At 72.4% G+C, this 17,182-nt stretch carries 16 protein-coding genes and 1 pseudogene; 10 read left to right on the top strand and 7 right to left on the bottom strand.

From position 1 onward, the window contains the following. Positions 1 to 64: 64 nt before the first annotated feature. The 9 genes and pseudogenes from ABZS69_RS44590 to ABZS69_RS44630 all read left to right on the top strand — a co-directional run bounded on the left by ABZS69_RS44590 (position 65) and on the right by ABZS69_RS44630 (position 10,212). Complete coding sequence (locus ABZS69_RS44590; RefSeq protein ID WP_355383735.1) at positions 65 to 1,381, top strand: MFS transporter; 1,317 nt, start codon at positions 65 to 67, stop codon at positions 1,379 to 1,381. Positions 1,382 to 1,806: 425 nt separating this feature from the next. Continuing rightward, positions 1,807 to 3,372, top strand: coding sequence for an MFS transporter (locus tag ABZS69_RS44595; RefSeq protein ID WP_355383738.1), 1,566 nt, complete (start codon positions 1,807 to 1,809; stop codon positions 3,370 to 3,372). A 166-nt stretch (positions 3,373 to 3,538) separates the two neighbouring features. After that, on the top strand, positions 3,539 to 4,141 hold the full coding sequence (locus ABZS69_RS44600; RefSeq protein ID WP_355383741.1) for a TetR/AcrR family transcriptional regulator: 603 nt from the start codon (positions 3,539 to 3,541) through the stop codon (positions 4,139 to 4,141). 445 nt (positions 4,142 to 4,586) lie between these two features. After that, positions 4,587 to 6,389 carry a right-handed parallel beta-helix repeat-containing protein gene (locus ABZS69_RS44605; protein WP_355383743.1) on the top strand — a complete coding sequence of 601 codons (1,803 nt, stop codon included), beginning with the start codon at positions 4,587 to 4,589 and terminating at the stop codon, positions 6,387 to 6,389. A 29-nt stretch (positions 6,390 to 6,418) separates the two neighbouring features. Further along, the gene (locus tag ABZS69_RS44610) at positions 6,419 to 6,802 is read left to right on the top strand and encodes a hypothetical protein (protein ID WP_355383746.1); all 384 of its coding nucleotides are present in this window, start codon (positions 6,419 to 6,421) and stop codon (positions 6,800 to 6,802) included. Then, a complete protein-coding gene (locus ABZS69_RS44615; RefSeq protein WP_355383749.1) occupies positions 6,799 to 8,016 on the top strand; it encodes a hypothetical protein in 1,218 nt (405 codons plus the stop codon). Before ABZS69_RS44610 ends, ABZS69_RS44615 begins: the two co-directional genes overlap by 4 nt. 74 nt (positions 8,017 to 8,090) lie before the next feature. Beyond that, positions 8,091 to 8,294: pseudogene (locus ABZS69_RS44620) on the top strand (ATP-binding cassette domain-containing protein); the annotation flags it as partial. A gap of 76 nt (positions 8,295 to 8,370) precedes the next feature. Next, entirely contained in the window at positions 8,371 to 9,357 is a 987-nt protein-coding gene (locus tag ABZS69_RS44625; RefSeq protein WP_355383752.1) for a sigma-70 family RNA polymerase sigma factor, read from the top strand. A 63-nt stretch (positions 9,358 to 9,420) separates the two neighbouring features. Continuing rightward, positions 9,421 to 10,212 (top strand): nuclear transport factor 2 family protein, encoded by a 792-nt coding sequence (locus ABZS69_RS44630; protein ID WP_355383754.1) that lies wholly within the window; start codon positions 9,421 to 9,423, stop codon positions 10,210 to 10,212. On the opposite strand, the gene ABZS69_RS44635 is transcribed toward ABZS69_RS44630, so the two are convergent. Then, positions 10,209 to 10,571 carry a MerR family transcriptional regulator gene (locus ABZS69_RS44635; protein ID WP_355383757.1) on the bottom strand — a complete coding sequence of 121 codons (363 nt, stop codon included), beginning with the start codon at positions 10,569 to 10,571 and terminating at the stop codon, positions 10,209 to 10,211. The two genes, ABZS69_RS44630 and ABZS69_RS44635, sit on opposite strands and share 4 nt — an antisense overlap. 79 nt (positions 10,572 to 10,650) lie before the next feature. Between ABZS69_RS44635 and ABZS69_RS44640 the strand changes: the two genes are divergently transcribed. Next, entirely contained in the window at positions 10,651 to 11,286 is a 636-nt protein-coding gene (locus tag ABZS69_RS44640) for an SDR family NAD(P)-dependent oxidoreductase (protein WP_355383760.1), read from the top strand. On the opposite strand, the gene ABZS69_RS44645 is transcribed toward ABZS69_RS44640, so the two are convergent. From ABZS69_RS44645 to ABZS69_RS44670, 6 genes are read right to left on the bottom strand one after another with little or no spacing between them, the layout of a single operon-like run. Then, positions 11,265 to 11,975, bottom strand: coding sequence for a GNAT family N-acetyltransferase (locus tag ABZS69_RS44645; RefSeq protein ID WP_355383763.1), 711 nt, complete (start codon positions 11,973 to 11,975; stop codon positions 11,265 to 11,267). The genes ABZS69_RS44640 and ABZS69_RS44645 overlap by 22 nt on opposite strands. 55 nt (positions 11,976 to 12,030) lie before the next feature. Beyond that, a complete protein-coding gene (locus ABZS69_RS44650; protein ID WP_355383766.1) occupies positions 12,031 to 13,101 on the bottom strand; it encodes a hypothetical protein in 1,071 nt (356 codons plus the stop codon). Between the two features lie 33 nt (positions 13,102 to 13,134). Further along, on the bottom strand, positions 13,135 to 13,635 hold the full coding sequence (locus tag ABZS69_RS44655) for an SRPBCC family protein (RefSeq protein WP_355383769.1): 501 nt from the start codon (positions 13,633 to 13,635) through the stop codon (positions 13,135 to 13,137). Then, complete coding sequence (locus tag ABZS69_RS44660; protein ID WP_355383772.1) at positions 13,632 to 13,994, bottom strand: metalloregulator ArsR/SmtB family transcription factor; 363 nt, start codon at positions 13,992 to 13,994, stop codon at positions 13,632 to 13,634. The genes ABZS69_RS44655 and ABZS69_RS44660 overlap by 4 nt, the downstream gene beginning before the upstream one ends. Before the next feature lie 14 nt (positions 13,995 to 14,008). After that, positions 14,009 to 15,847, bottom strand: coding sequence for an acyltransferase (locus ABZS69_RS44665; protein ID WP_355383775.1), 1,839 nt, complete (start codon positions 15,845 to 15,847; stop codon positions 14,009 to 14,011). Further along, the gene (locus ABZS69_RS44670) at positions 15,840 to 16,547 is read right to left on the bottom strand and encodes an alpha/beta hydrolase (RefSeq protein WP_355383778.1); all 708 of its coding nucleotides are present in this window, start codon (positions 16,545 to 16,547) and stop codon (positions 15,840 to 15,842) included. Before ABZS69_RS44670 ends, ABZS69_RS44665 begins: the two co-directional genes overlap by 8 nt. Positions 16,548 to 17,182 lie beyond the last annotated feature (635 nt).

The raw sequence follows: 17,182 nt of genomic DNA on the forward strand, positions 1-17,182 counted from the left end.
CCGAAAAACCTGTGGCGAAACTGTCGGTGCCTCTTGCCAGAATCTGTGGGGAGGTTGAAACGACATGGCTCTCGCCCCTTACCGACGACTGTTCAAGATCCCGGGCGTTCCCGCGTTGCTGCTGGTGGGGCTGCTGGCGCGGGTTCCGTCCACGGCCATGGGCATGACGCTCACCCTGCACGTCGCCGTGGCCCTCGACCTGGGATACGGCAAGGCAGGGCTGGTCACCATGGCCAACACCATCGGCATGGCGATCGGCTCGCCGTTGTCGGGGAGGTTGGTCGACCGGCACGGCCTGCGTCCCGTGCTCATCGTCACGACCGTGGCGCAGGCGGTGTTCTGGGCGTGCGCGTGGGCGCTGCCGTTCCCGGTCCTGGTCGGGACGGCGGCCGTGGCGGGGCTGCTGGCGTTGCCGGTGTTCAGCGTGACCAGGCAGTGCCTGGCCGCCCTGGTGCCGGTGCCCCAGCGGCGCAGCGCGTTCGCGCTCGACTCGATGCTGGTCGAGCTGTCGTACATGGTCGGTCCGGCGCTCGCGGTGGCGGGCCTGACGACGCTGGGCAGCCGCGTGACGATGACGGTCATCTGCGTCGGCACGGCGGCCGCGGGCCTGGCCCTGATCGTGCTCAACCCGCCCACCCGGTCGGCCGACGAGCTGGCGGCCCAGTCGATCAAGGTGTCCAGGCGGCAGTGGCTGACGCCCGGGTTCGTGGCGCTGCTCGGGACGACGGCGGCGGCCACGTTCGTGCTCACGGCCACGGAGTTGTCCCTGGTCGCGACCATGAACAACGCAGGCCAGACCCAGTGGGTCGGCCTCGCCGTCGCCATCTGGTGCGTCTACTCCCTCATCGGCGGCTTCGTGTACGGCGGGCTGTCGCGCGGCTTCTCGCCCCTGGTGCTCATCGCCTCCATGGGCCTGCTCACGATTCCCGTGAGCCTGGTGAGCGGGTGGCAGTGGCTGGTCGTGATGCTCATCCCGGCGGGCATCCTCTGCGCGCCGTCGCTGTCGGCCACGGTCGACGTGCTCTCCCGGTGGGTGCCTTCCGCCGCGCGGGGCGAGGCGATGGGCTTCCACGGCACGGCCCTGCTGATCGGCGGCGCGAGCTCGGCCCCCATCGCGGGGGCCGTGATCGACGGGAGCGGGCCGTCGTGGGCGTTCGTGCTGGCGGGCCTGGTGGGAGTGGCCATGGTGCTCGCCGCCGCCCCCTTCTGGCCCCGCCGCCCCGCCGAGGCCCTTCCCTCCGCCGAGGCATTTCCTCCAGCCGCTCCTTCGGCCACGCCCGCCCCTTCGAGCACGCCCGCCCCTTCGGCCACGGTCACCTCTTCGGCCACGGCCGCACCGGCGCTCGCCGAGCCTCCGCCGGCACCAGTCGAGGCCCCTTGAGCCGGTGACCGGTCGGCCTGCCCCGGCCCGGTGATCGGCGGCCGGTGGACCCGGTCCGATGGCCGTGCGCGCATGGGGTCGGGCGGCCGGTGGACCCCGGTCCGATGGTCGCGTGCGCATGCGGCCGGGCGACGCGTCGACACCGCCGGGCCTGACGCCGGTGGCCGCCGTTTCGCTCGCTGCCCGTGGCGAGGTACGGCGGCCAGGACCCGCCCGGCCTCGCCGTCCGGGAGTTCGGCCGTGCGCCGCCTCGCTTCCTGCGTGTCCGAAGGCGACGACAGGATTTCGGGCCGGGCACGGTGGCGGCGCGGGGGCGTTGGGCGGAGTTAACCCAGGGTTTACGAAACGGGACCGTTGCGTATCGGAATACCTTGCGATACGGTGTCGTTGCGAAACTCGTACGTATCGAAATTGGGGGGCTCTTCATGAAAGAGGTAGTCGTGGACCCGCACGCGGGCCATCCACGCAGGTGGGGGATCCTTGGTGTCCTGGTGTTCAGCCTGCTGGCCGTCGTGCTGGACAACACCATCCTCAACGTGGCGATGAAGACCATCGCCGACAAGACGGTCGGTTTGGGGGCGACGCAGAGTGAGCTGGAGTGGGCGATCAACTCCTACACGCTGGTGTTCGCCGGGTTGCTGTTCACGTTCGGGGTGATCGGCGACCGGACGGGGCGCAAGCGGATGTTGTTCATCGGCATGGCGTTGTTCGGGCTGGCCTCGCTCGCCAGCGCCTATTCGCAGGATCCGACGCAGTTGATCCTGGCGAGGGCGGCGATGGGCATCGGCGGGGCGGCGATCATGCCGGCGACCCTGGCGATCATCTCCAACGTCTTCCCGCCTGGTGAGCGGGGCAAGGCGATCGGCGTGTGGGCCGGCGGCGTGGGGCTCGCCGTGGCGATCGGGCCCATCACGGGCGGCCTGCTGATCCAGCACTTCTGGTGGGGTTCGGTCTTCCTGATCAACGTGCCGATCGTGATCGTCGCCATGATCCTCATCGCGACCTTCGTACCGGAGTCGCGTGACCCGAAGCCGTCCAAGCTGGACCCGGTCGGTGTGCTGCTGTCGATCATCGGGTTGGTGGCCGTGGTGTACGGCATCATCCGCGGCGGCGGCCTCGGCACCGTGCTCAGCGCGGAGGTCCTGGTGCCGACGCTGCTCGGGCTGGTGGTGCTGGGCGTGTTCGTCTGGTGGGAGCGGCGCATCGACCACCCCATCTTCGACGTCCGCAACTTCGGCAACGTCCGCTTCAGCTCGGCCATCGGCATGATGGGCATCGTCTTCTTCGCGATGATGGGCGGGATGTTCTTCCTGACCTTCTACCTGCAGACGGTGCTGGGTTTCTCGCCGGTGCAGGCGGGGGCGCTGATGATCCCGTTCGCCGCCGCGCAGCTCATCTTCGCGCCGCTCAGCCAGCGGGTGAACGAGCGGTTCGGCGCCAAGCTGTCGGCCACCGTGAGCATGATCGTGGTGACGGGGGCCCTGGCCAGCTACGCGCTCATGGACCAGGACACGCCGATCGTGCTGATCGAGGTCATCTTCTTCGTCCAGGGCGCCGCGATGGCCAACATCATGCCGCCCGCGACCACTGCCATCATGGAGTCGCTGCCCAGGGAGAAGGCCGGTGTCGGCTCGGCCATGAGCAACACCGTCCGCCAGGTCGCCGGCGCGCTCGGCGTGGCCGTGCTCGGCTCGGTGCTGTCGTCGAACTACCGCGGCGAGATCACGCCCTCGCTGGCCGGGCTGCCCGCCGACGTCCAGCACACCGCGGGCGAGTCGATCGTCCAGACGATGGGCGTCGCCCAGGCGCTCGGTGAGCGGGGCCAGGCGCTGATCAAGCCCGCGTTCGACGCGTTCGTCGACGGGATGCACGTCACGGCCCTGGTCTCGGCGGTGATCGCGCTGGTCGGTGTCGCGGTGGTGGCAAAGTGGATGCCGGGCAAGGCACGCCCGGTCACGCAGGCGGAGCAGAAAGAACCGGCTGTGGTTTGACGACCTCCCCCGTCTGGAACGGTAGGCGGGGGACCCCGAATGATCTCGCGCGGAGAGGAGGAGAGGTTGAGGTTCGCGGCGCACCGGCCCGGGCGACGTGCCCAGCCGTTCCGCGTTTCCTCCCCTCTCACAGCAACGAAGCATGTAGATGTACGGTGAGGCAGCGATGACGATCCAGGAATCAGGGACTGCCCGTCCGGCAGGGCGCCCGCGCAGCGAGAAGGCCGAGAAGGCGATCATCGAGGCCACCCTCGATCTGATCGGCGAGGGCATGGGAGTCTCCGAGCTGTCCATCGAGGCCATCGCGTCGAGGGCGGGCGTCGGCAAGACGACGATCTACCGGCGCTGGTCCAGCAAGGAGGACCTGGTCGTCGACGCCCTCGCCACGCTCAAGGCCCCGGTGCCCGCGCTCACGGGTACGTCCGTGCGCGACGACCTGATCGCCCTGCTCGACGCGATGCGCAAGGAGTCGGGCGTGGCCCGCAACCGCTGCGTGATGAACATCGCGATGAACGAGGCCGATCGGCACCCGCAGTTGATGGACCGGTTCGTCAAACGGGCCATCGAGCCCCGGCGGCAGGCGCTGCGCGCCGTGATCGAGCGCGGCATCGCCACCGGCGAGCTCCGCGCCGACCTGGACGTCTCCATGGGCATGGCCCTCCTCAGCGGCACCATGCTCTGGCACACCAAGTGGGCTCCGGCCGGCGACCTCGACCCAGATCTCGCCGAACGCGTCGTGGACGTCGTTCTGGAAGGAATGGCGCCCTGACGGCCACCGGTCCCCGGGGCTGACGACTCCCGGCGGAGGCGTGTTTTTCGGCCGCCTCCGCCGGGCCTTGCCCGGGGTGGCCGCAGGTGTGATCGTTCTGGCCTAGGCAGAACGTGAGCATTGTTCTACTCTCGCGGCCATGCCCCCCATGCGAAGAATCGCGACTATCGTCGCGCTCACCTCAGGTCTGCTGTTACCCGGCGGCGCCGCCCTCGCCCATGAGGAGCGTCCGGTGACGCTGCCTGACGGTACGGGGACGGTGCCGGTGGTGCGGTCCGGGGAGCCGGATCTGCTGGTCTGCAAGACCGATAAAGCCGACTTTGAGCGTCGAATCGCGAAATTTCCGGACGAGCTCAAAGCCCGCAACCTCGACCTTTTCGCAAAATGTCGACAAAAAGGGGTTAGGCATCTCCAAGAGGCCGTCGACCAGGTCAATCGGCCAGGAATGACGATCGCCATTCTTCCCGGACTCTACCGGGAGGAGCCCAGCCAGCCCGCCCCCACCGGCGCCTGCGCCCAGCTCCCCGCCCGCTGGTCCACGTGGGGCTACCAGATCCTCTCCTTCGAACAGCAGCTGCGCTGCCCTCACAACCAGAACCTCGTCGCCATCCTCGGCAAGAAGGACCTGCAGATCGAGGGCACCGGGGCCGGCCCGCTCGACGTCGTGATCGACGCGGAGTACCGCAAGCTCAACGCCGTCCGCGCCGACCGTACCGACGGCGTCTACTTCCGGAACTTCACCGCCCAGCGCACCACGTTCAACTCCCTGTACGTGCTCGAAACCGACGGGTTCGTCATCGATCGCGTCCTCACCCGCTGGAACGACGAGTACGGCTTCCTCACCTTCGCCAGCGACCACGGTCTCTACACCGACTGCGAGGCGTACGGGAACGGCGATGGCGGCCTCTACCCGGGCAGCGCCTCCAACCTCAACAACGGCCGCGGCCACGACGTGCCCAGGTACGCGATCGAGATCCGCCGCTGCAAGAGCCACGACAACGCGCTCGGCTACTCGGGCACCGCGGGCGACTCGATGTGGGTGCACGACAACGAGTTCTACGACAACATGGTCGGCGCCACGATGGACAGCCTCTGGCCCTCCCACCCCGGCCTGCCGCAGAACCACGCCAAGTTCGAGAACAACAAGATCTACGACAACAACCGCGACTACTACCGCCACACCCGCGACGGCACCTGCGCAAAACCCCCGGCCGAACGCGGCTACGAGCGGGGCGTGGTGTGCTCGCAGGTGGGCGTGCCCCCGGGGACGGGCATCCTGGTCGCGGGCGGCAACTACAACATCTTCAGGAACAACCGCGTCTGGGGCCACCGGCGGGCGGCCTTCCAGCTGTTCGGGGTGCCCGCGTTCATCAGGGGCGAGAACGACCTGGCCAAGCAGGCCGACACCTCCGACTACAACCGCTACGAGGGCAACGTGTTCGGCGTGAGCCCGACGGGCGAGCGGCGGCCGAACGGGCTGGACGTGTGGTGGGACGGGCAGGGCACCGGCAACTGCTGGCAGGGGGACACGGGCGCGTCCTCGCCCGCCGTCCTGCCGGTCTGCGCCGAGGCGGCGCCCGCGCTGTCGGGCGGGGCGAACCGCCTGGTGGCCGAGCCCGTGAAGCTGATCAAGCTGTATCTGTGCGCGGACTTCAGCGCCTCGCAGGCCCGCCTGCCGGCCGGGTGCGACTGGTTCGGCGCGTCGGGGCTCGGCAAGGTGGAGGCGCAGCTCGCCCTCGGCGGCTCGGCGGTGCTGGGACTGCTGCTGGGGCTGTTCTGGTGGCGTTCGCGGCGGGGCGCGCGCCGGCACGAGGGCGACGGCGACCCGTCGGGGAACGGCGTGGTGCCCGCGGTGACGGCCGTCGTGCGGCGCAGGCACCGGCTGATCCTGGCCGGGAGCGTCGCGGGGGCCGCCGGGCTCGTACTGGACGTGGTGGCGGCGGCCGTGGACAACATGTCGCAGGCCGGGGTCGCGCTGCTGCTCATGGGGACGTGGTGGCTCTGCCTGGGGGCCGCCTTGCGGGCGAGGCGGCCGGCGTTCGGCCTGCTCACGATCGTCGTGGGGGCGCTGGCCTGCGCCGACGCCTTCGACCGGCTGGTGTACCTGATCCCGGCCATTCCGCTGGGGCCGGGGTGGATCCGGGGGTTGCTGACCGGGATCTGGGTGCTCTGCGCGGTCGTGGTGCTGGCTCCGCGGCGCGGGCGCACCGCGGAGGAGCAGCCGGCCGAGGCCGGGGTGCCCGCGTGAACGTGCCCGGCCGGGGCCGGGGTGCCCGCGTGAGCGTCCGGGTGGCGGGGTGCGCGCTGGCGTGCTGGCTCGTCACGGGGTGCGGGCCGCTGTCGCGGACCCACCACGATCCGGGCAACAGCCACGAGGTGGCCACGCGGGCGCCGAGCGGGCAGGCGGACGCCCGGATCACCGTCGCCCGCGGCCAGGTGAGCCCGCCGCCGGGCTGGCTGGAGGTGGCCAAGGGGCAGCGGGTCAGCATCACGGTCACCAGCGACGTGGCCGACGAGCTGCACGTGCACGGCTACGACATCGAGGCCGAGCTGCGGCCGGGGGTGCCCGCGACCGTGCGCTTCACGGCCGGCCTGACCGGGGTGTTCGAGGTGGAGACCCACAAGAGCAAGCTGGTCCTGACGCAACTGGCGGTCCGGTGACGGCGGGGGTCCTCGCGCACGGGATCGGCACGCGCGGCGACCTGCCGATCCCGCTCTTCTACGCCTACGCGGGCGCTTTCGCGGCGCTCGTCGTCTCGTTCCTGGCGCTCGGGCTGCTCTGGGCGGACTCCCGCTTCCGCGGCGACCGGGCGGGCCTGCTGATCCCGCTGCGCCTGCCCGGCCGTCCGGCCCGCGTCCTGACCCTGCTCGCCGCCGGCTACACGATCGGCTGGCTCGCGGCCGGCCCCGCCGACGGGAACGCGGGCCCGTACCTGGTGTATGTGCTCTTCTGGGTGGGTCTGGTCCCGGCCTCGCTGCTGCTCGGCCCGGTGTGGCGGGCGCTGAGCCCGTTCCGGCTGCTGCCCGACCGGCCCCGGCGGCCGCTCCCGCCGGGGCTCGGCTACTGGCCCGCCGCCGCGGGCCTGCTCGCGTTCACCTGGACGGAGCTGGTCGCCCCCGAGCCCGCGGCCCCGCTCACCCTGCTGACGTTCTGCGTCCTGTACGCGGCCGCACAGCTCGCGGGCACCCTCGCGTACGGCCACGCCTGGCTGGAACGCGGCGACCCGTTCGAGGTGTACTCGACGCTGATCGGCCACCTGTCACCCCTCGGCCGGCGGGCGAACGGCGAGCGCGTCCTACGCAATCCCTTCGACGGCCTCGACGCCATCCGGCCCGCCCCCGGCCTGGTCGCCACCGTCTGCGTCCTGCTCGGCGGCACCGCGTACGACGGCTTCTCCGGCACCCCCGCCTGGGTGAACGCCCTCCAGTCAGGCCCGCTCGGCCGCACCGGGCTGGGCACGCTCGGCCTGCTCGCGGCCGTCGCCGGCGTGGCCCTCCTGTACGCCGCCTGCCTCGGCGCGGCGGGACTGATCGGCGGCACCGCAGGGCTGACCGCCCGCTTCGCCCACTCGCTGGTGCCGATCGCCACCGGCTACCTCATCGCCCACTACTTCTCCCTCCTGGTCATCGAGGGCCGGCACGGCATCCTCCTGGCCGTGGGCGTGGCCGCCGAGCCCGACCCGAACGCCGTCGAACCCGCGGCGATCGCCACCGTCCAGGTGCTGGCCATCGTGATCGGCCACGTGGTGGGCGTGGTGGCGGCCCACGACCGCTCGGTGCGCCTCCTGCCGCCCGGCCGCGCGGTCGCGGGCCAGATCCCGCTGTTCGTGCTCATGGTCTGCTACACGATCGGCGGCCTGACGCTGCTGCTTTAGGCGGAGGTCCGGGGCGGCGAGGTTCAGCCTCTGGTCGGTCGTCCGCCGCAGGGCCCTCTTCCAGCGTCGAAGGCATGATCGAGGTACGGGAGCTCACCAAGCGATACGGCGGCGTCACCGCCGTACGGGATCTTCCGCCCTTCACAGTGCGGCCGGGCCGGGTGACGGGGTCCCTCGGCCCCGACGGCGCCGGCAAGTCCACCACCATGCGCGTCATCCTGGGGCTGCACCGGCCCAGCGCCGGGGCCGCGACCGTCAACGGGGGCGCAGTGAGTCGTCATCTCGCCCCAATCGTGGCAGAGTACGGCGATCCGGGCGCGCTGTAGCTTGGGCGCATCGGGAGGGGGACAGGTGATGGCGGACGAGGCGACGGCGGCGGAGCTGCTGGCCGCGGCGCGGGGCGGGGACGATGTGGCGTTCGGGCGGCTGGTCGGGCCGTTGCGGGACGAGCTGCGGGCCCACTGCTACCGGATGCTGGGCTCCGTTCACGACGCCGAGGACGCCGTGCAGGACACGCTGGACCGGGCGTGGCGGAACCTGGCGCGGTTCGAGGACCGCGGGTCGATCAGACCGTGGCTGTACAAAATCGCGACGAACAGGTCGCTGACCCTCATCGGACGCCGGGGCCGCCGCGAGCTGCCCGCCGACCTCGACCCGGCCGGTGGCGAGGTGGCCTGGCTGGAGCCGTACCCGGACGATCTGATGGGGTGGACGGCGGAGCTGGGGCCCGAGGCGCGGGTGGTGGCGCGGGAGAGCGTGGAGCTGGCGTTCGTGGCGGCGCTGCAGCACCTGTCGGCCGTGCAGCGGGCCGTGCTGCTATTGCGCGACGTCCTCGGGTACGCCGCCCGCGAGGTCGCCGACCTGCTGGACACCACGGTCGCGGCGGTCAACAGCGCCCTCCAGCGGGCCAGGGCGAACCTCGCCGGACTGCTCCCCCCGAGCACCCAGCGGCAGACCCTCGACGAGCTGGGCGAGGCGGGGAGCCGCGAGCTGGCCCGCCGGTACGCGGCCGCCTGGGAGGCCGGTGACGTGGACGCGATCGTGGCCATGCTGGCGGAGGACGCGAAGTACTCGATGCCGCCGCTGGCCGCCTGGTTCGAGGGGCACGACGGGATCCGGGGGTTCCTGCTCGGCGGGCCGCTCAAGCATCGCTGGCGGTTCCTGCCCGCGCGGGCCAACGGGCAGCTCGCGTTCGGCACGTACATGTGGGACGACAAGCGGGCGGCCTACCTGCCGGCGGGGCTGGACCTGCTGGTGGTGCGGGATGGCCGGGTGGCGGAGGTGGTGGCGTTCCTGGAGGCCGGGTTCGCCGATTTCGGGCTTCCGGCGGAGGTGCGATGAGTTTCGGGATCCGCCCGGGTTGTACGTCCGGAACGAAGACGTCGACCCGGAAGGACCCCGCCCATGTCCACGAACGAAGACCAGATCCGCGACCTGATCCTGCGCTGGGCCGAGGCGGTGCACCGCGGCGAGCTGGACACGGTGCTCGCGGACCACGCCGCGGACATCGTGATGTTCGACGTGCCGCAGGACGTCCGCGGCATCGAGGCGTACGAGAAGGCCTGGCCGCCGTTCTTCGAGTGGCAGGCGCAGGGGGCGGCGTTCGAGATCGAGTCGCTGGACGTCGTCGCCGGTGACGACGTCGCCTTCGCGTACGCGCTGCTGCGCTGCGGCATGCCCGCCGACGACGGCCGGCTGTTGCGGCTGACGCTCGGCCTGCGCAAGGAGGGCGGCCGGTGGGTCGTCGCGCACGAGCACCACTCGTTCCCGACCGCCGACGACGGGGCGGCCGCGCGGGAGGTGCGGCGGGTGCACGAGCGGTGGTACGAGGGCACCGCGGCCAAGGACCTCGACGGCATGATGGCCGCCATCGCCGACGACGTCGTCTCGTACGAGCACGAGGCGCCGCTCGCGTACGTGGGCGTCGAGGCAGTGCGGCAGGTCTGCGCGCGCGGCCTCGACGAGGGGCCCGACGTCCGTTTCGACATGCCTGACCTGAAGGTCCTGGCCAGGGAGGACCTCGCGGTCGCGTGGGGGCTGAACCGGGTCCGCGCAGGCGGTGCCGCCGAGACGTGGTCGCGGGGGACGCGGGTGTTCGAGCGGCGGAACGGCTCGTGGGTGATGATCCACCAGCACGTCTCGTATCCGTACGACCCGGACACGGGCGAGGCGCGTACCGACCTGGGCCCGCGCTAGGCGCCCGGCCGGACGGTGGCGAGCAGGGTGTCGAGGGCGTGCTGGGACGCCTGGAGCCGCTCGATCGTCTCGGCGATGCGCTCGCGCTCCTTCCGCAGGTTGCTCAGCATGCCCGGGCACGCCGTCGGCACCATCCGGTCGCCGTCGTCGTGGACGCAGGGCAGCAGGAGGGCGATGACGGTCGTCGGGAGCCCGGCGGCGAGCATCGTACGGATGTGGCGCACCGAGGCCACGTCGGGCTCGCCGTACTCGCGGTAGCCGTTGGGCAGCCGCACCGGTCGCAGCAGCCCCTGCTCCTCGTAGTAGCGCAGCAGCCGCCTGCTCACCCCGGTGCGGCGGGCCAGGTCTCCGATCCTCATATGCTCCTTGACCTTCACATCGATGTGACGCCTTAGCTTCCGATCACAAGCTTCCGACAACAACAACGGAGAGGAGCCGATGATGCCTGGAGCCGTGATCATCGGAGCGGGGCCGGGGATCGGCCGGTCCGTGGCCCGGCGGTTCGCGAGGGAGGGGCTGCGGGTCGCGGTCGTCTCGCGTGGCGGCACGACATTCGATCTGGACGGGGCGCTCGCGTACAAGGCGGACAGCACCGACGAGGCCCAGCTCAAGGCGGCCCTCGACGCGGCCGCCGCCGAGCTGGGCACGCCGGACGCCGTCGTCTACAACGCCGCCCTCATTCGGCCGGACACGCCGGACGAGGCGACCGTGCGGGCCCAGCTGGACGCCTGGGCCGTGAACGTGGTGGGGGCGCTCATCGCGGCCGCGCACGTGGCGCCCGCGATGGCCCGGCGCGGCAGCGGATCGTTCCTCATCACCGGGGGGATGCCCGAGCCCAAGGCCCGATACGTCAGCCTCTCGCTCGGCAAGGCGGGCGTGCGGACGCTGGCGGCGCTGCTCGACCAGGAATATGGGCCCTCGGGGGTGCACGTGGCCAGCGTCACCGTGGCCGGACCGGTCGCGCCCGGCACGGCCTTCGACCCTGACGACATCGCCGAGCACTACTGGCGCCTGCACACCCAGCCCCGCGAACAGTGGGAACGGGAGGTCCTCTACGGCGGCACCGGCACGTGACCCGCGGGCGTGAGCTTCCAGAGCCGGCCGATGGCGTGGAGCCCCAGCCGCCCGGCCACCCGCTGGGAGGAGTGGTTGTCGGCACTCGTGCTGTAGAACAGGCGGAGCCCCGGCAGCAGGCCGGCCCAGGCGGCGGTGGTCGCCGCCGCGTATCCGCGGCCCCGGAAGGCGGGTGACGTCCAGGTGCCGGCCTCGGCTCCCTCGGAGGTCAGCCGGGCGCTGTGGCAGATCGCGGCCACCTGCCCGTCCTCGACGATCATCGCCCAGGGCGCGCCCGCGCCGCCGGCGACGAGCTCGTCCCACTCCTCGGGCTCCCAGCTCGCGGGCCGCAGCGGGCGTACGCGTGCGGCGTGCGACGGATCGTCCGACCTGAGGACCTCGGCCGGCACCTCGAACCGGAGCGGGGGCCGCACCAGATAGCACGGCCCTCCGGACACCGCCCGCCCGCCGCCCAGCAGGGCGTCGCACCGCGCCAGGACGTCCGGCGGCTCGCCCGGGGGCGGCGGGGCGCCTTGGGAGACGAGGTCGAGGAGGCGCGCGGCGAGCGGGTCGGGCACGTCGGCGGAGACCGCGGCGGTCAGGCCGTCGGCCGCCACGCCGATCACCACCTCCTCCGGCCCCGGCAGGCGGCCCCGGGCGTCGAGGCGCCAGATGACGCCCAGCTCGACGGCGAGCAGGTCGGCGGTCATGGCCCCACCAGCGTGAACGCGACGGTCATGGCCCCAACCAGGGTGAACGCGACGGTCATGATCCCACCAGCGTGAACGCGGCGCTCGCGGCCACCCTGCCGTTGACGATCACGTCGAGCTCCCTGGCGCCCGGCGGCTCGTCGCGGGTGGTGACCGGGCGGAAGGAATGGCTCTTGCGCACGGTGAACGTCGTGCCCGGCCCCGCCGCCTCCCGCTGACCCAGGTGGAACACCCTGCGCGAGCCCGCCCGCCGGATCGCGTACTTGAGCAGCACCGGCCCCGGCGCGCCCGCCGTGACCGTGACGGCGAAGGCCAGCTTCCCGCCGACGGCCACCGTGTCGGACTCCAGGGCCAGCGCGTCGACCGCGCCGCTGCCCGGGGTGGCGCCCACCAGCGCCAGCGCCTCGGGGTGGCCGGAGCGCAGCAGCCCGCGCACCGCGTGGCGCAGCACCTTCTCCACATGCGAGCCGCCGTCGGAACGCCATCGGGCCAGCAGCTCCAGCGCCGCCTCCGGGTGGTCCTTGGCCAGGTCGTTGACGTGGTTGGCGACCGAACGGCGGACGTATTCGCTCGGGTCGTCGCGCAGCCGGTCGAGCAGCGGCAGGGTCGGCCCGGGCGCCATCAGCCAGCGCACCCGGGCGCCCCACGGCAGCCGCGGTCGCGACCCCTCCGAGGCCAGCCGGCGCAGATGCTCGTCGGGGGACTCCGCCCAGCCGTACATGATCTTGAGTGCGTCGTCGCGGTGGTGCTCCAGATAGGGCCGCACGGCGAACTCGCCCGTGGCGTACGGGGTGAGCACGGCCAGCGTGCCCATCCCCGCCTCCAGGTGGTCGAGCCCCTGGGCGGCCGTGTGATCGGTGGCCGGCCAGCCGCTCCACATGTCCAGCGTGACCCGCGAGGCGCACTCGCGGACGACCTCGGCGGCCTGCGGGTAGGGGAGCGGCAGCGCGTCGTGCAGGGCCGCGGCGACATGCCGGACGCGGTCCTTGAGCTCCAGCCCGTCGAGCCCGGTCAGGGCGCGCGCGACGAAGGCGGCTCGTGGGAACGGCGCCCATGCGCCGGCCAGCCCGTCGGCCAGCACGGAGACGGAGCCGGCGTTGATCATGTCCTTCAGCGGTTGAGGCACGCGCCCACTCTGCCAGCCGCCACCGACAATCCCTCAGCCCTGCTGCGACAGCCCGAGGAAGTGCGGACGCATCGACGGGTAGTAGTCGTCGAAGTCCGGTGTCGGGGAGCCGTCGCGGGAGGCCACGAGCATGTCGAGATAGTACTCCCAGCCGGGCCCGACCTCGCCGATCATGTCCTCGCTGTCGAGATGGTGGACGAACCGCAGCTCCGTCGTGCCGTCGCGCTCCTCCAGCAGCAGCTCGACGCGCCAGGCGCCGGACTCGTCGAGGGAGGACACGGCCAGCCGCCTCGGCGGTTCGCAGGCCTCGATGCGCAGCTCGTACCAGGGGGACTGCTCCTCGAACACCATCCGCACCTTGATCGTCTGACCGGGCGCGCCGTGCCCCTCCCAGGGGCCGAACCAGCGGGCGGTGCGGTCGGGCTCGGTGATGCTGGCCCACACGTCCTCTGAGGGCGCGCGGAACGTCCGGCTGAGAACGAGGTCGCTGCCCTCGCTCGTCCTGAACAGCCGGCCGGTGGGGATGCGGGTCATGCCGTCTTTTCCTCTCTGTTCCCGGTCCTCGTGCCCGGGCCGCGCTCGCGGCGCGTCCGGTAGACCTCGGTCTCCAGCGCGTCCAGGCGATGCTCCCACCCGGAGGGCCGTTCGAACTGGGCGAGCCAGGCGATGAGCTCGCCGAACGGCTCGGGGTCGAGCGTGTAGAAGCGCTGCCGGCCGATCAGCTCCGCGTGAACCAGCCCGCTCTGCCGGAGCACCCTCAGGTGCCGGCTCACGGCGGGCCGGCTGATGGCGAACCGCTCGGCGACCTCTCCGGCGGACAGCCGTCCGTCCTTGAGCATCACCAGGATCCGCCGCCGAACCGGGTCCGCGATCGCCCCTGCCACCTCGTCCACGGCAAAAGCGTAACCTATGGGTTACGCGTTCGCCAGCCGTTTCCTCCCGGATCGCGCCCGCTCGGGGAGCACGGAACGCGGCCCAGCACGGGCTTCCTCCCGGATCTCGCCCGTTCAGGAGCGCGGAACGCGGCCCAGCACACCGCCAGCGCCACCCCGAACACCGGCAGCCAGCCCAGCCTGGCCAGCACCCACTCCGGCCCGTCGGGCACCGTGTGCAGGCCGGGCAGGGCTCCGCCCGCCAGCAGCCCGACGGCCGTGACCAGGATCATCGCGCTCTGGTGCCACAGGAAGACCGTCATCGCGGACAGGTTCACCAGCGCCACCGCCGCCCACACGACCGGCCGCCGCAGCGCTCTGCGCAGCGGGCCGAGCAGCAGCAGGGCCGCCCCGCACTGGGCCAGCCCGAAGGAGACGGCCGCGAGGGTGGGCGGGTCGAGGTTGGAGACGGCGGCGCCGGGCACGCCCACCATGGCGGCCGGATAACCGGCCCCGAGCACCAGCCCCACCGCTCCCGCCGTCCCGCCGACCAGCAACACCCACCCGGCGGTACGGCTCCGCAACGCGCCCCGCGCCCAGGCCGCCCCCAAGCAGTACGGCACCAGCCACCCGGCCAGGACGTTCACGTAGCCGAGCCGCCAGGACCCGAGCCATTCGGCCACGACATTCACAGGGCCGAGCCATGAGGACCCGTCCGGGCCGTCCGGCGTCGACCATCCGGCCAGGACGTTCACCAAGCCGGACCAGGGGAGCCCACCCAGGCCGTACCGGACCAGATCGACCGCCGCGACGAGCGCGAGCGGCCACAGCGGATGCAACCGCGCCACCAGCGGGGTCGCCGCCGTCAGCACCGCGAACACCAGCAGGAACCACATGGGCGACAGCACCAGCTTGACCAGCACGCCCACGGTCACGGTGTCGGCTCCGGCGGCCAGCATCCCGGCCGTCGTCACGCTCCACACCGCCAGCACGACCGCGACCGGCCGGAACAAGCGCGCCATCCGAGCGCCCAGCCACTGCCGGTACGTCATGTCCGACGTCCGCCGGCTCCTCGCCGCCGCGTACCCGCCCACGAGGAAGAACACCGCCAGTGTCTGGAACAGCCAGGTCGCCGGTGCCAACTGCGGGAGGTACCGCAGCGGGCTGGCCACCCGGACCGCGCCGCTGTCGAGCACCAGCGCCGTCACCAGCCAGTGCCCGAACACGACCCCACCGATGGCCAGGGCCCGGAGGGCGTCGATGGCGCGGTCGCGATCGGGCGGGGTGTCACGCTCGACCCGCCGTACAAGGTCCCGCAGCGCTGCCAGAACACGACGCCTCCCGGCGGTGCCGACGCGACGAGCCCTCCGCACGAAAGCGCGCCGCCGTCCGCCGGCGGCGGCGCGGCCGGCTCGCCATATGGGAGTGCGCCGCCGCGCGGCGGTGGCGGTGTGGCCGGCTCGCCGTACGGGGACGTGGCTTCGTCCGGCGGCGGTGGTGCGACCGACCCGCCGTACGGGGACGCGGCTTCGTCCGGCGGTGATGGTGCGACCGACCCGCCGTACAGGGACGCGGCTCCGTTCGGGCAGGGTGGCCCGGTCGGCCCGCCGTGCAAGGACGCGGCTTCGTACGGGCACGCCGGCGCCGGCCCGATCGGCCCGCAGCGCGAGGTCGCGCAGTGGTGCGATGGCGCGGCGCTTCCCGCTGGTGGTGGCGCGGCCGGCCCTCCGCACGAGGTCGCGCGGCGGTCCGACGGTGCGGCGCCGCCTGGGTGCGATGACGTGGACAATCCACCGTACGAGGTCGCGCAGCGGTGCGAGGATGCGACGCAACCCGGTTCGGACAGGCGCGTCCATGCGGGCGGGTTCACGCATCGTGGTCCGCCTCGCGGACGGCCTGCCCGGTGACGATCCTGGCGATGTTCTCCAACGCCGGCGAACCGGACCTGAGATAGTCGCTGTGCCCACCGCCGCCCGCCGCGAAGACATGGGCGCCGAACCGCGGGGACACTGGGTCGGTGCCGAACCCGGCAGTGAGGAAGGGCAGACGCAGCCGCGTGCTGGGGATGCGCGCAACCCAGTCCCTGCCGCTCCGACCGGCCCAGACGATGGCCCTGGTCCGCAGGGCGGCGACGTTGGGGGCGAGCACGCCAGGGCTCCCGTACAGGACGATGTTGTCGACGTCCAGCCCGGACGCGGCCCGCGCGCACACCACGGAGCCGTACGAGTGGCACAGCAGCGAGATCGCGGCGGCAGGCTTGGCGGTGGTGAGCTCTCGTACGAATGCCCGCAGCCCGGGGACGCCCTCATCGGCCCAGCCGGCCGACATCGCCGCCAGGCTGACGGTGCTCGGGGTCCGGTACCCCAACCAGGCGACCACGGCGGCCCGCTCCCCGAGCGCCTCCTGCAGCCTCATGGAGCCGCCGCGCAGGAGCCCGTACTTGTCGAGGTCGGTGTCGGAGCCGGGCACCAGAACGGCGATCCTTCCGGCCGCCGCCAGATCCCCGAACACCTCAACCGCCCGGCCCCCGTCACGCCCATCGAAGGCGAGGAACCGGCGCGACGGATCCGCCATGTTCCGCAACATCGCAGCCCGCCACAGATGCCCATGCCGGGCCGCCATCCGCTCAGCCGCCCGGATGTCCTCACGACTCGCGGCATACCGCCGTGCCAGGGCAGCGGGAGCGGCACTCCGCAGCGATGCAAGATGATGCGGCTCCGGCGCCGGCACGGCCCCCGGCCACGCCACCCCCGAAACCGGCACGCCCACAGCGATGGCGACAAAGACACCACCCAGAAAGCGCCACCAACTCCGCCCCCGAAGCGCTCCCTCCTCCTCAGTCCGCCGCCGCCACCTCCCACCCCACCTCGTCAACCACTGCGGCGTCCTCGCACACCACTGCACTTGGCCCCGACACCATCGCCCACGACCCCACCGCCGCCGCTGATGGCCTCCGTTCCCGCGCCGCACGGCCACGCGCCCCGCTCCGACCACCGCTCCCGTTTCGGGCGTTGACGTCATTCCGGGCACCGTCCCCGTTCGGGGCGCCGATGCCGCTCCGGCCGTTGCTCCCGTTCCGGGCGCTGATACCGCTCCGTGTGTCGACGTCCTTTCGTGCGCCGCTCCTGCTCTGGGCGTCGACGCTGCTTTGGGTACTGCTGCCGTTTCGGGCGCGGATGCCGCTCCGGCCGTTGCTCCCGTTCCAGGCA

This window comes from Nonomuraea sp. NPDC005650 (genome assembly GCF_040605375.1).
Taxonomy (GTDB): Bacteria; Actinomycetota; Actinomycetes; order Streptosporangiales; family Streptosporangiaceae; genus Nonomuraea.

Excerpts from the sequence above, each read along its gene's own strand:
- ABZS69_RS44670 (WP_355383778.1), bottom strand. The coding sequence starts at position 16,547 with ATGGCGGATCCGTCGCGCCGGTTCCTCGCCTTCGATGGGCGTGACGGG.
- ABZS69_RS44645 (WP_355383763.1), bottom strand. The coding sequence starts at position 11,975 with ATGACCGCCGACCTGCTCGCCGTCGAGCTGGGCGTCATCTGGCGCCTC.
- ABZS69_RS44635 (WP_355383757.1), bottom strand. The coding sequence starts at position 10,571 with ATGAGGATCGGAGACCTGGCCCGCCGCACCGGGGTGAGCAGGCGGCTG.
- ABZS69_RS44625 (WP_355383752.1), top strand. The coding sequence starts at position 8,371 with ATGGCGGACGAGGCGACGGCGGCGGAGCTGCTGGCCGCGGCGCGGGGC.
- ABZS69_RS44600 (WP_355383741.1), top strand. The coding sequence starts at position 3,539 with ATGACGATCCAGGAATCAGGGACTGCCCGTCCGGCAGGGCGCCCGCGC.
- ABZS69_RS44665 (WP_355383775.1), bottom strand. The coding sequence starts at position 15,847 with ATGCGTGAACCCGCCCGCATGGACGCGCCTGTCCGAACCGGGTTGCGT.
- ABZS69_RS44605 (WP_355383743.1), top strand. The coding sequence starts at position 4,587 with ATGACGATCGCCATTCTTCCCGGACTCTACCGGGAGGAGCCCAGCCAG.
- ABZS69_RS44655 (WP_355383769.1), bottom strand. The coding sequence starts at position 13,635 with ATGACCCGCATCCCCACCGGCCGGCTGTTCAGGACGAGCGAGGGCAGC.
- ABZS69_RS44640 (WP_355383760.1), top strand. The coding sequence starts at position 10,651 with ATGATGCCTGGAGCCGTGATCATCGGAGCGGGGCCGGGGATCGGCCGG.
- ABZS69_RS44590 (WP_355383735.1), top strand. The coding sequence starts at position 65 with ATGGCTCTCGCCCCTTACCGACGACTGTTCAAGATCCCGGGCGTTCCC.
- ABZS69_RS44595 (WP_355383738.1), top strand. The coding sequence starts at position 1,807 with ATGAAAGAGGTAGTCGTGGACCCGCACGCGGGCCATCCACGCAGGTGG.
- ABZS69_RS44630 (WP_355383754.1), top strand. The coding sequence starts at position 9,421 with ATGTCCACGAACGAAGACCAGATCCGCGACCTGATCCTGCGCTGGGCC.